Raw genomic sequence first — 11,829 nt, forward strand, 5'->3', positions numbered from 1 at the left:
GATGAGGACATGACCTCGCCGGTGCCCTCGCCCTCCGCCGCCTCCGTCCTGGACCTCGCTCCCGTCCTGCCCGTGGTGGTGCTCGCCGACGCCGCCGACGCCGTACCGCTGGCGCGGGCGCTGGTGGCGGGCGGGCTGCCCGCGATCGAGGTGACCCTGCGGACCCCGGCCGCGCTGGACGCGATCCGGGCGATCGCCGCCGAGGTCCCGCAGGCCGTGGTGGGGGCGGGCACCGTGATCACGCCGGAGCAGGTGGAGGCGTGTGCGGCGGCCGGGGCGCGGTTCCTCGTCAGCCCGGGCTGGACCGAGGCGCTGCTGGAGGCGATGCGCGGGTCCGGGGTGCCGTTCCTGCCGGGGGTGTCCACCACCTCGGAGGTCGTCGCGCTGCTGGAGCGCGGGGTGCGGGAGATGAAGTTCTTCCCGGCGCAGGCGGCGGGCGGTGCGCCGTATCTGAGGTCGCTGGCCGGGCCGCTGCCGCAGGCCCGCTTCTGTCCGACCGGCGGGATCGGTCCGGCCAGCGCGCCGGAGTACCTGGCCCTGCCCAACGTCGGCTGTGTCGGCGGCAGCTGGATGGTCCCGGCGGACGCGGTGGCCGCCGGGGACTGGGGCCGGATCGAGGAGCTGGCGCGGGCCGCGGCCGGGCTCAGGGACGCAGGTGGGACGTGTCGTTGAACAGCCTTACGCTCGCGTTGCCGTCCGCGTAGTACGCCACCGCCGACAGGGAGGCCGCCGAGAGTTCCATCCGGAACAGCGACTCGGGCGGGGCGCCGAGGGCGAGCCGCACGAAGGTCTTGATCGGGGTGACGTGGGTGACCAGCAGGACCGTGCGGCCCGCGTGGGCCGCGACCAGCTTGTCCCGGGTCGCGGCGATCCGGGTGGCCGTCTCGGCGAAGCTCTCGCCGCCGCCGGTGGGGCGGGCCTCGGGGTCGGCGAGCCAGGCGGTCAGGTCGTCCGGGTGGCGCTCGCGGACCTCGCCGAAGGTCAGGCCCTCCCAGGCGCCGAAGTCCGTCTCACGCAGGCCGTCCTCGATCGTGACGTCCAGGCCCAGGCGGGCGGCGACGATGCCGGCGGTCTCGCGGGTGCGGGCGAGCGGGGAGGCGAGGACGGTCTGGATGGTGCCGCGCCTGGCCAGGGCCTCGGCCACGCGCCGGGCCTGCTCGCGGCCCGCGTCGGAGAGGGCCGGGTCGGTGCCGCCGCTGCCGGAGAAGCGCTTCTGCGGAGTGAGCGGGGTCTCGCCGTGGCGGAGCAGCACGAAGGTGGCGGGGGCACCGAGGTCGGGGGCGGCGCTCCAGCCGGGCGTCGAGACGCGCGGCTCACCGCTACCGCCGCGCCGCTCACCGGCACGGCCACGCCGCTCACCGGCACGGCCACGCCGCTCGTCCGCCACCCCGGGCCGCCGACCGCCCCCGGCTGCGACCCCAGTGCGGTCGCCCCCGGCTTCGGTGGTGCGGTCGTCCGCAGTTTCGGTGGTGCGGCCCTCCGCAGTCGGGGCGGCGTGACCGCTCACGGCGGCAGCGGTGGGCCTGTCCGCGGCTGCGGCAGGGCGATCGTCCGCGGCTACAGCGGTGCGGCTGTCAGCGACGGCGCGATCGTCCGCGGCAGCGGTACGGCCGTCAGCAGCAGCGGTGCGATCCACGGTTTCGGCGGTACGGTCCTCAGCGGCGGCGGTGGTGGTGGTGGTGGTGCGGTCGCCCGCGGCTTCGGTGGCCTCGGGGGGCGTGACTGCCCCGCTCCGCCGTACCGCTTCTGCTTCCGCTTCCGCGTCGTCCCCGGCCGGGACCGGTGAACCGGCGGTACGGCCCTGCGACAGTGCCGCCCGCGCACGCGCCGCGCCCGCCGCCGCGTCCCCGGGCGGCCCCGAGGGCTCCGGTACGGCGGACGGGGTGTCCAGGTCGGCCCGGGACGCCGACGGCGACCACTGCAGCCCCTTCGCCCCCGCGTCCATCGCCTCGTTGGCCAGGCGGTCCGCGTGCTTGTTCCGGTCGCGGGGGATCCACTCGTAGGTGACCCGGTCCGGTGGGAAGACGGACCTGGCCTGGGCCGCCAGCGGCTTCATGTCGGGGTGTTTGATCTTCCAGCGGCCCGACATCTGCTCGACGACGAGCTTGGAGTCCATGCGGACGTGGACCGACGCGGACGGGTCGAGGGCGTACGCGGCACGCAGGCCGGCCAGGAGGCCGCGGTACTCGGCGACGTTGTTCGTGGCGACACCGATGTACTCCGCCGCCTCCGCCAGGGTCTGCCCCGTCGCCGCGTCACACACCACGGCGCCGTAACCGGCGGGTCCGGGGTTGCCCCGTGATCCGCCGTCGGCCTCGACGATGAACTCCCTCACCCCTGAGACTCCTTACAGGCCCGACTCCGCCGTGCGCACCAGGATGCGGCGGCAGTTCTCGCAGCGGACCACCGTGTCCGGCGCCGCCGCGCGGATCTCGCTCAGCTCGGTGATGGCCAGCTCCTGCCGGCAGCCCTGGCAGGTGCGGGCGTACAGCTTGGCCGCGCCGATACCGCCCTGCTGCCCACGCAGCTTGTCGTAGAGCTTCAGCAGGTCGGCGGGGACGGACGCGGCGACGACCTCGCGCTCCTTCGTCACCGAGGCGGCCTCACCGTCGATCTCCTCGAAGGCCGCGGCCCGGCGCGCGGTGGCGTCGTCGATCTTCGACTGCACCGATGCGACACGTTCGGTCAGCTCGTTCAGCCGCTCCTGCGCGGCCTCACGGCGCTCCATGACCTCCAGGACCACGTCCTCCAGGTCGCCCTGCCGCTTGGCGAGGGAGGCGATCTCGTGCTGGAGGTTGGACAGGTCCTTCGGCGAGGTGACCGCGCCGGAGTCCAGGCGCTGCTGGTCGCGGGCGGCGCGCTGGCGCACCTGGTCGACGTCCTGCTCGGCCTTGGTCTGCTCGCGGGAGCAGTCGCTCTCCTCGGTCTGCGCGGCCACCAGCAGGTCGCGCAGCTGCGTGAGGTCCTTGGTCAGCGACTCGATCTCGGCGTGCTCGGGCAGGGAATTCCGCTTGTGCGCGAGCTGCTGCAGGCGGACGTCGAGGTCCTGGACGTCGAGGAGGCGGATCTGGTCGGCGGGCGCGGCGTTCAGTTGGGGGCTCCCGTTAGCTAGAGGTGGTGATGGACGCCGCGTGGGCGGTCCAGGGGTCGGTGACCGTCTTGGAGACGTGGACGCGCAGGTCCCAGCCGTGGCGGTCGGAGATCTCGTCGAGCTGGCTCGCGGCCAGCTCGCACCAGGGCCACTCGGTGGCCCAGTGCGCAGCGTCGAGCAGCGCGAGGGGACCGTGGGCCACCGCCTCGGAGGCGGGGTGGTGGCGCAGATCGGCGGTGAGGAAGGCGTCGACGCCGGCCGCGCGGACCTGGTCGAAGAGGCTGTCGCCGGAGCCGCCGCTGACGGCTACCGTCCGGACGACGGCCTCGGGGTCGCCGGCCACCCGGATGCCCTGCGCGGTGGCGGGCAGCCGCTCGGCGGCGCGGGCGGCCAGTTCGCGGACGGTGAGCGGGTGGTCGAGTTCGCACACGCGGCCGAGGCCCCGGCACCCGTGCGGATCCGTGGGGTCCGGTACGAGGGGCCGTACGACCCGCAGGCCCAGCGCGCCGGCGAGGGCGTCGGAGACTCCCGGGTCGGCGGTGTCGGCGTTGGTGTGGGCGACGTGCAGGGCGATGTCGTTCTTGATCAGCGTGTGCACGACCCGGCCCTTGAAGTGCGTGGCCGCGACCGTGGTCGTACCGCGCAGGTAGAGCGGGTGGTGGGTGACCAGCAGGTCGGCGCCGAGCTTCACCGCCTCGTCGACGATCTCCCGCACGGGGTCCACGGCGAACAGGACCCGGGTGACCTCCTGGTCGGGGTCGCCCACGACCGTGCCGACCGCGTCCCAGGACTCGGCCCGCTCGGCGGGCCACAGGTTCTCCAGCGCGGCGATGACTTCAGACAGACGGGGCACGGGGCAAGGCTACCTGGCTGTTCGGTGCGGCTGTACCGCATGCGTCCGCTCCGCCCCCGCTCAGCACAGACGCCCCGTTTTCCTCAGGTGAATCGCTTCTGCGCCACCCGTATGTGTGAAGCGGCCGTCGGCGGGTCCCCCGCCCGTGCGTGCGAAAACTAGCTTCGTCGCCGGAGGTGACCGAACGATGACGGCCTGTGCGATCGAACCCCCGTCGACCGGTGCGGAGGGCGGCGGGACGGGATGTGCCGGCGCGGCGGCGGACGGGACGGGATGTGCCGGCACGGCGGCGGACGACGAGGCCGGGTGCGCCGGCACGGCGGTGGGCGGGGCCGCTTACGCCGGCACGGCGGTGGGCGGGGCCGCTTGCGCCATCACGGCTGACGGGACGTACGCCGCCCGGCTCGCGCTGGACGGCGACTCCTGGTTCCCGGAGCGCTGGACCCTGGACGGCCCGGAACCCTATGCCGTGCCGCTGCCGGGCAACCAGCCGGAGGAGCCCGGCACCGGAGTGCAGCCGATGGGCGACGGCCGGGTGCTGATCCACCGGCTGGTGGCGGGACGGCACGCCTTCTCACTGCTGTACCCGACCGACCCCGGCACCGGCGAACTGCCGCTGGGCGCGGTGGAGTGCCCCGAGCCCGGCGCCCGGCTCACCCTGCTGCCGCCGGCACCGGGGGGCACCCGGGCGTACGCCCTCGCCGTCGGGCCGCGCTCCAGCGTGGTGTGGCTGGTGGCGGGCGGGGCGTTCGGCCCGGAGCGGCTCGCCGAGGTGCCGGGACGCTGCTCGGGCGGGGTCTGGCTGGACCACGGCGGACGGTTGCTCGCGCTCGACCGGGAGCTGGACGGGCACACCAAGACGGTCGTGGTGGACCTGGGGCGCGCGGGCGAGGTCTCGCCGCTGTTGCTGATCGCGGAGGGCAGTGACGACCGGCTGCTGCTCGCCGACCCCGACAGCGGACTGCTGCTGATCTCCTCCGACGCGCCCTCCCCCGGGCAGGAACGATTGGGCTGGGGGGTGCTCGGCAGCACCCTGCCGGTGCGGTTCCCGGAGTGCCTGCGGCTGCCGGAGTGCGCGGTGACACCGTTCGCGATCCAGCCGGGGCAGGTGCTGACGCCGGAGAACTGCGCGGTGGCGCTGCGCGTGGACGGGGCGTCCGGCACCTGGGTGGGAACCTGGCGGCCGGCCGAGCGGCGGGTCCGGCACCTGCCGGCGCCCGAGGGGTGGCTGGCGGGGGCCGGACTGTGGACGGAGGGCGGGGTGCTGCGGCTGCCGTACGCGACGCCGGCGACTCCGTGCGGCGTGGCGGCTCTGACAGCGCCGCGGTCCGAGCCGCGCGAGCGGGGCCGGCGGGCGGCGGAGGCGGGATCCCCGACCGCGGAACCGGACCCTCCAACTGCGGAACCGGACCCTCCGGCAGCGGAATTGGAGCCTCCGGTGCTGGTGGTGACCCGTCCGGTGCCGTTGCAACAGGCGCCTCTGGGACGTCTTGTAACGAACTAGTGCCGGTTGGCGTGTGCGCCTGGATTCGGCCCGTGGTGCGCCGGTTAAACTCGCCCGGCTGTACGAAAGATCATGTTGACGGGGTGAAAACGTCCGATGAGCGACACCAGCACCACTGAAAAGCTGTCTGCCGACTCTTACGAGACCGCCGGCCACGGCCGGCACCGGGGCCCGGTGGCGGCCCAGGAGAGGGAGACGGATCCGCACGGCCGGCACCGCAAGCCGGTCCAGGAGAGGGCCGAGGCGGCTGCCTGACGGCAGTGCGGAGGCAGGGGGCACCCGACGGGGTGCCCCCTTTTTCCTGCCTCATCCCTTGCGGACTCACCCCGTTTTCCCGCCTTCCCTCCCGTGCGGACTCAGCCCCGCTTGAGCCCCAGCACCTCCGCCGCCGCGAACGTCTCCCCCGCCGGCCGGTCCGCGTAGTGCGGGGTCAGCAGGGCGTCGAGTTCGTCGTACGTGAAGGTGTCCTGCTTGCTGTCGAACCTGGCCCGCACCCGGGGCCGTTCGACGATCGCGACCATGCCGCCGTGCACCACGAGCAGCTGCCCGTTGACCCTTGCGGCGGCCGGTGAGGCCAGATAGCCGACGAGCGGGGCGACATGCTCGGGGGCGAGCGGGTCCAGGCCCTCGTCGGGTCGCCCGAAGCCCGCGAAGACGTCCTCGGTCATCCGGGTCCGGGCGCGCGGGCAGATGGCGTTGGCCGTGACGCCGTACCGGGCGAGGGCGAGCGCGGTGGACGTGGTCAGGCCGACGATCCCGCCTTTCGCCGCCGCGTAGTTGGGCTGGCCGGCGGACCCGGCCAGGAACGCCTCCGACGAGGTGTTGACGATCCGCCCGTACACCGCCGCCCCGGCCGCCTTGGAACGTTCCCGCCAGTGCGCGGCTGCGAACCGGGTGGTGTTGAAGTGTCCCTTGAGGTGGACGCGGATCACCGAGTCCCACTCGTCCTCCGTCATGGAGAAGACCATGCGGTCACGCAGGATCCCCGCGTTGTTGACGAGGACGTCCAGCTTCCCGAACTCGGTGACGGCCAGGTCGACCAGTTCACCGGCCTGCGCGAAGTCGGCGATGTCCCCGCAGTGCGCGAGGGCCTTGCCGCCGGCCGCGCGGATCTCCTGCGCGACCTGCTCGGCGGGGCCGGCCGACGCCTCGCCGGATCCGTCCCGGCCCGGCTGTCCGTGGTCGTTGACGACGACGGCCGCGCCGAGCCTGGCGAGTTCCAGGGCCTCGGCCCGGCCGAGGCCGCGCCCGGCGCCGGTGACGATCGCGGAGAGTCCCTCCAGTGGCAGTGGCATGGGCGCGTCCTCAGATCTCGATGCAGGTACGCAGGGCGGTCCCGGTGCGCATCTGGTCCAGTGCCTCGTTGATCCCCGCGAGCGGCACCCGGTGGGTGATCAGGCCCTCCAGGTCGACCCGGCCGGCCCGCCACAGGGCGATCGTCCGCTCGTAGGAGCGCAGTATGTCGCCCCCGCCGTACAGGGACGGCAGGATCCGCTTCTCGTCGAAGAACAGCTCGAACATGTTGAGCTGGAGGAGGTCGTCCATGGCGCCGGCGCCGACCACGACGAGGGTGCCGCCGCGGCGGGTGTTCTCGTAGGCGGTGCGGGCGGTGGCGGACCGGCCGACGACCTCGAAGACGTAGTCGAAGCCCTCACCGCCGGTGACCTGCTGCTTGACGTCGGCCAGCGCCTCCGGTGCGACGGCCTTGGTGGCACCGAACCGCAGGGCGGACTCGCGCCGGGAGGCGACCGGGTCCACGGCGACGATCTCGGCGGCGCCCTTCAGCCGGGCCCCCTGGACGGCCGAGATGCCGACGCCCCCGCAGCCGATCACGGCGACCGACGAACCGGCCGCCACGTCGGCGGTGTTGAGGGCGGCACCGAGACCGGTGGTCACCCCGCAGCCGATCAGCGCGGCGACGTCGAAGGGCACGTCGTCGGGGAGCGGCACGGCGCAGCCGGCGTCGACCACGACCTCCTCGGTGAAGGTGCCGGTGCCCGCGAAGCCGAAGACATCGCCGCCGGAGCGCCGGAAGTTGGGCGTTCCGGCGTTCATGAACCCGGCCAGGCACAGCTGGGTCTGCCCCCGTCTGCAGGCCGGGCAGACCCCGCAGGCCGGCAGCCAGCACAGCACGACCCGGTCACCGGGTTTCACGTGCCGTACTCCGTCCCCCACTTCCAGGACCTCGCCGGCGCCCTCGTGGCCGGGCACGAAGGGGGCCGGCTGGGGCAGCGCCCCGCTCATCGCGGACAGGTCCGAGTGGCACAGGCCGGTGGCCCGTACCCGCACCCTGACCCTGCCGGGGCCGAAGCCCACCGCCTCGACGTCGTCGAGGACCTCCAGCTTTTCCTGACCTGTCTCGTGCAGTACGGCTGCGCGCATGCTGCGGCTCCCCTCGGAGGCTCTGTCCGGCGTGCTGTCAGGAGTGCTGTCCGGCGTTCTGTCAGGAGTGCTGAACCACGGTGTCGGCGAGCACCGGGGCGTCGTCCCGCTCCAGGGCGCCCACCGTGACCCGCACCCGCCCCGCCTCGCGCCACATGCGGACGCACAGGGTCTCCCCCGGGAACACGACCCCGGCGAAGCGGGTGCTGTAGCCGCGCACCCGGGTCACGTCACCGCCGAGCAGCGTGTCCACGACCGCCTTGAGCGTGATGCCGTAGGTGCACAGCCCGTGCAGGATGGGCCGTTCGAAGCCGGCGCGCTTGGCGAAGTCGGGGTCGGCGTGCAGCGGGTTCCAGTCGCCGCAGAGCCGGTAGAGCAGGGCCTGGTCCTCGCGGACCGGGCGCTCGACGGTCCGGTCCGGGTCGCCGGTGGGCGGGTCGAGCCGGGCCGAGGGGCCGCGGTCGCCGCCCCAGCCGCCCTCTCCCCGTACGAAGATCTGGGCGTCGTTGGTCCACAGCGGGCCGTCGGCGTCCGCCACCTCGGTGCGCATGACCAGGACGGCCGCCTCGCCCTTGTCGTACACGGCGGCGATCCGGCCGGTGGCGGTGGCGGTGCCCGCCGGGGGGATCGGACGGTGGACGCCGAGGGTCTGTCCGCCGTGCAGGACGCGCGCCAGGTCGACCTCGACCCCGGGCATGGACAGCCCGCTGATCACCCCGGGCGAGCCGTTGCCCGCCACGGTGGCGAAGCTCGGCAGGACGTGCAGCCGGGACTCCAGCGTGTAGCGCAGCTCGTCGGGATCGGTGGCGGGCCGGCCGGCCCCGACGCCCAGGTGGTAGAGCAGCACGTCCTTGTGGTTCCAGGTGATCTCGCCGGTCCGGGGTTCGGCCGCGAGGGCCTTCGCTGCGTCGATGGGCATGGGGCTCCTGAAACAGTGACGGCGAAAGACCCCGGCGCGGACGTCCGCACCGTCGGCCGCACCGGGGTCGCTGCGGGCCGAACTCTAGAACGCGTTCCAGTCCGGCGCCCTCTGTATAGCCCAGCGCTCCGCACATGGGAAGGCTCCTGACGCCGCGTCAGCCAAGGGGCGGCGCCCGTGACGTGCGCGCAACCGGCACTCCGTCCCTGTGCGTCCACCGGAGCGGGGCGGGCTCCGTCACCTTCGGTTCGTACGCTGTGCGTTCGTACGCTGTGCGGTCGTACCGCCACGAGGCGGGGCACCGTCCGATCGGGGGAGACAGAGACATGACATGGCGGGACAGAGTGAGGAAACGCGAGTTCCCGGACCTCGACCACCCGGGTCCGCCCCCGACCGGTTTCGTCCTGCTGCCCTGGCTGCTCTTGGGCCTGGGTCCCCTCTCGAGTCTGCTCCAGGGCCGGATCCCGCACCCCTGGATCGGCGCCCTGGGCCTCCTCGCCTTCGACTCCCTGTACATCTACGTCACCTTCCGCTCCTTCGACCGGGCCGAGCGCGAGTCGGTGTCCACCCGGGTGGCGCTGGGGCTGATGTGCCTGCTGACCACCGGTCTGGCCCTGGGGTACGGCGGTGACTGGCTGACCTTCTTCCCGCTGCTGGGACTCGCGGCGGGCGCCGCCCTGCGCGGCCCCCGGCTCGGGCGTACGGGTGTGCTGCTCGCGGTGTACGCGGGTGCCGTCTCCTACCTCCGCGGCGGCTGGGGGGACGCGTCCGACACCGGTTACGCCACCTTCCTCTCCAGCGTGGTGACCGCGGCGATCCTCAGCCTGACCGAGGCCGTACGGGAACTGCGGGCCGCCCGCGAGGAACTGGCCCTGCGCGCGGTGGAGAAGGAGCGGCTGCGGTTCTCCCGCGATCTGCACGACCTGCTCGGGCACACCCTGTCGGTGGTCGTGGTGAAGTCGGAGGCGGCCCGGCGGCTCGCCCCGCGCGACATGGACGCGGCGCTGGCACAGATCACCGATATCGAGTCGGTGGGCCGGCACGCGCTCACCGAGATCCGCGAGGCGGTGACCGGCTACCGGGAGGGCAGCCTGGCCACCGAGCTGACCCGGGCCCGGTCGGCGCTGTCAGCGGCGAGCGTGGAACCGGTGTTCAGGCAGTCCGGGACGCCGCTCGACCCGCAGACCGAGGCGCTGCTGGGCTGGGTGGTGCGCGAGGCGGTCACCAACGTGGTCCGGCACAGCCGCGCCGGCCGCTGCGAGATCCAGGTGGAGGGCACGGCCGAGCGGGTGCGGCTGACGGTCACGGACGACGGCACGGGTGCCGGTGCGGGCACCCGTGCCCCGGCGGGCATCGGCGGTACGGGGCTGAAGGGGCTGACCGAGCGCCTCGCGGCGGCAGGCGGCTCCCTCATGGCCGGCCCGGCGCCGCGCGGCGGCTTCACGGTCGTCGCCGACCTCCCCCTCGGCACCGACGCGTCGGCGTCGGCGGCTACGGCGCCCAGGGCGCGCCGACCGCCCAGCTGACGTCGTCCGGCCACGACGTGCTGCTGTCGAAGTCGTGGGATCCGCCGTTGCTCGCTATGTACAGGTTGTAGGCGTAGTGGCGCAGGTACCTCGTCGGGTAGTTGTACGAGGCGAACGACGTGCCGGTGCCGCTCTTCCCGGCCTGCGGGCAGAAGGTGGCGTCGGCCCGGAACTGGGCGGTGCCGTCCATGGGCTGCCGGTGGAGCCGGTAGTCGTAGTGGCGCAGGAAGTCACCGGGGTAGTTCCGGGACTCGAAGGAGACGCACGAACGGTCGGCGAGGCCGCGGCGGACGATCCAGGTGGCGTCGTTCTTGTCGAGGGAGGAACTGCTCGACGTCACCGTGGACAGGACACCCGCGTCGCCCTGGTGGCGGATGTAGTGACCGGTGCAGCAGGAGGTGGTGGCGCGCAGCGAGATCTCCGAACCGGGGCTCAGCGTCCCGGTGCTGCCCGTCGGGCCGCCGTAGCCCGCGGAGACGATGTTCGCCTGGACGGCGTTGTCGGCGGCGTCGGTCGGGATGCCGGAGGTCATCACGCCCTCGAAGAAGGAGCCGATGGAGCCGTTGCTGTTGTCGCCGCCGGTGCCGAGGACGATCGCGCCCTCCTGGTGCATCGGCGAGTAACCGCCCGCGGTCGGTTCACCCCCGGAATAGGTGGTCGTCAATCCACCCGACTGGGCATTTCCGTATTTCAGCGCGAAATGGTTCTGGCCGTTGTTCTTCAGCAGCGCGGTGACGAAAGGCAGGGGCCCGGTGCCGGTGTTGGAACTGTTCCTGCTGTAGCCGGCGTCGGACTGGAACAGCCCGTTCTCCAGGTCGGCCTGCACCCACGGGCCCTGTCCGTAGCAGGGCGAGAACCAGCACTCGGTGCCGAAGTTGATGGCGTCCATGTGACCGTTGCCGGTGTCCATGTTGTTGGTCTCCGCGTTGCCGTAGTCGAAGCAGCAGCGGTTGTTGACGTGCGTGCCCGAGGTCACCATGTACATCCCCTCCGCCTGGCCGTTGACGGCCACGCCCGAGGTGGAGTTGTCCCGGTAGCCCATACCGGCGGAGATCTCCAGGCCGTAGACCTGGTGGCCGCCGACGGTCACCGGCAGCGCGTCCGCGGGCGCCCCCACGTCGGCGGCCCCGGCCCCGCCCGCGCCCTCGACCGTGAGGTCGTTGTGGCGCGGGGACTGGTCGTGGATCTCGGTGACGACGCAGGTCGTGCCGGCACAGAAGGAGTCCTGCGCGGCGGCGTCGGCATACCCGCCGGCGGACAGCGGCCCGATGTTCGCGGTCGCCCCGTCCGAGGCCCGCCGCACCTGGTAGAGCGGGCCGTTGTACGACGCGTACAGCGCCCGGACCATGCTGTGCGCGGCGACACACGGGGTGCCGGCGGCGCCGTACAGGTCGCAGGGCAGCGAGCTAGCGGCGGCGGCCGGGGGCGCGCCGACGCCGAGGAGCAGGGCGGCGAGGGTGGCGCAGACGGCGAGCAGGGAGAGCGGGACGCTTCCCGGCCGCCGGGAGCGGGCGTGGGGGGATCTCAGGAGCACGGTGCACCTCGGCTTCGTCG

Annotated in this window: 11 protein-coding genes; 4 read left to right on the forward strand and 7 right to left on the reverse strand. The window is 73.5% G+C overall.

The genetic code is table 11. The features are described 5' to 3' along the window. Positions 1-9: 9 nt before the first annotated feature. Positions 10-672, forward strand: coding sequence for a bifunctional 4-hydroxy-2-oxoglutarate aldolase/2-dehydro-3-deoxy-phosphogluconate aldolase (locus tag AB0B40_RS16480; RefSeq protein ID WP_362264173.1), 663 nt, complete (start codon positions 10-12; stop codon positions 670-672). Here AB0B40_RS16480 and AB0B40_RS16485 read toward each other — a convergent pair. The 3 genes from AB0B40_RS16485 to AB0B40_RS16495 form a co-directional block, all read right to left on the reverse strand. Next, a complete protein-coding gene (locus AB0B40_RS16485) occupies positions 644-2,335 on the reverse strand; it encodes a bifunctional RNase H/acid phosphatase (protein WP_362264174.1) in 1,692 nt (563 codons plus the stop codon). The two genes, AB0B40_RS16480 and AB0B40_RS16485, sit on opposite strands and share 29 nt — an antisense overlap. A 12-nt stretch (positions 2,336-2,347) precedes the next feature. Continuing rightward, positions 2,348-3,031, reverse strand: a complete 684-nt coding sequence (locus AB0B40_RS16490; protein WP_362264228.1) for a C4-type zinc ribbon domain-containing protein — start codon at positions 3,029-3,031, stop codon at positions 2,348-2,350. 73 nt (positions 3,032-3,104) lie between these two features. Beyond that, a complete protein-coding gene (locus AB0B40_RS16495; protein WP_345046968.1) occupies positions 3,105-3,944 on the reverse strand; it encodes a Nif3-like dinuclear metal center hexameric protein in 840 nt (279 codons plus the stop codon). Positions 3,945-4,131: 187 nt separating this feature from the next. Here AB0B40_RS16495 and AB0B40_RS16500 point away from each other — a divergent pair, with 187 nt between their 5' ends. Beyond that, complete coding sequence (locus AB0B40_RS16500; protein ID WP_362264176.1) at positions 4,132-5,448, forward strand: hypothetical protein; 1,317 nt, start codon at positions 4,132-4,134, stop codon at positions 5,446-5,448. 96 nt (positions 5,449-5,544) lie between these two features. Continuing rightward, the gene (locus AB0B40_RS16505; RefSeq protein WP_345046971.1) at positions 5,545-5,703 is read left to right on the forward strand and encodes a hypothetical protein; all 159 of its coding nucleotides are present in this window, start codon (positions 5,545-5,547) and stop codon (positions 5,701-5,703) included. 101 nt (positions 5,704-5,804) lie between these two features. Here AB0B40_RS16505 and AB0B40_RS16510 read toward each other — a convergent pair whose 3' ends face one another. From AB0B40_RS16510 to AB0B40_RS16520, 3 genes are all read right to left on the reverse strand, one after another. Continuing rightward, on the reverse strand, positions 5,805-6,743 hold the full coding sequence (locus AB0B40_RS16510; RefSeq protein WP_345046972.1) for a 3-oxoacyl-ACP reductase: 939 nt from the start codon (positions 6,741-6,743) through the stop codon (positions 5,805-5,807). A gap of 10 nt (positions 6,744-6,753) precedes the next feature. Then, the gene (locus AB0B40_RS16515) at positions 6,754-7,830 is read right to left on the reverse strand and encodes a Zn-dependent alcohol dehydrogenase (RefSeq protein ID WP_362264178.1); all 1,077 of its coding nucleotides are present in this window, start codon (positions 7,828-7,830) and stop codon (positions 6,754-6,756) included. A 61-nt stretch (positions 7,831-7,891) separates the two neighbouring features. Further along, on the reverse strand, positions 7,892-8,749 hold the full coding sequence (locus AB0B40_RS16520) for a MaoC/PaaZ C-terminal domain-containing protein (protein WP_362264180.1): 858 nt from the start codon (positions 8,747-8,749) through the stop codon (positions 7,892-7,894). A gap of 326 nt (positions 8,750-9,075) precedes the next feature. Here AB0B40_RS16520 and AB0B40_RS16525 point away from each other — a divergent pair, with 326 nt between their 5' ends. Then, complete coding sequence (locus AB0B40_RS16525) at positions 9,076-10,275, forward strand: sensor histidine kinase (RefSeq protein WP_345046977.1); 1,200 nt, start codon at positions 9,076-9,078, stop codon at positions 10,273-10,275. Here the strand turns inward: AB0B40_RS16525 and AB0B40_RS16530 are convergent. Next, complete coding sequence (locus AB0B40_RS16530) at positions 10,241-11,809, reverse strand: alpha-L-arabinofuranosidase B (protein WP_345046978.1); 1,569 nt, start codon at positions 11,807-11,809, stop codon at positions 10,241-10,243. The genes AB0B40_RS16525 and AB0B40_RS16530 overlap by 35 nt on opposite strands. Positions 11,810-11,829: the final 20 nt, after the last annotated feature.

This window comes from Streptomyces sp. NPDC042638 (genome assembly GCF_040647235.1).
Taxonomy (GTDB): Bacteria; Actinomycetota; Actinomycetes; order Streptomycetales; family Streptomycetaceae; genus Streptomyces; species Streptomyces rameus.

Coding starts and splice junctions, on each gene's coding strand:
- AB0B40_RS16515 (WP_362264178.1), bottom strand. CDS start 7,830: ATGCGCGCAGCCGTACTGCACGAGACAGGTCAGGAAAAGCTGGAGGTC.
- AB0B40_RS16510 (WP_345046972.1), bottom strand. CDS start 6,743: ATGCCACTGCCACTGGAGGGACTCTCCGCGATCGTCACCGGCGCCGGG.
- AB0B40_RS16480 (WP_362264173.1), top strand. CDS start 10: ATGACCTCGCCGGTGCCCTCGCCCTCCGCCGCCTCCGTCCTGGACCTC.
- AB0B40_RS16500 (WP_362264176.1), top strand. CDS start 4,132: ATGACGGCCTGTGCGATCGAACCCCCGTCGACCGGTGCGGAGGGCGGC.
- AB0B40_RS16505 (WP_345046971.1), top strand. CDS start 5,545: ATGAGCGACACCAGCACCACTGAAAAGCTGTCTGCCGACTCTTACGAG.
- AB0B40_RS16520 (WP_362264180.1), bottom strand. CDS start 8,749: ATGCCCATCGACGCAGCGAAGGCCCTCGCGGCCGAACCCCGGACCGGC.
- AB0B40_RS16525 (WP_345046977.1), top strand. CDS start 9,076: ATGACATGGCGGGACAGAGTGAGGAAACGCGAGTTCCCGGACCTCGAC.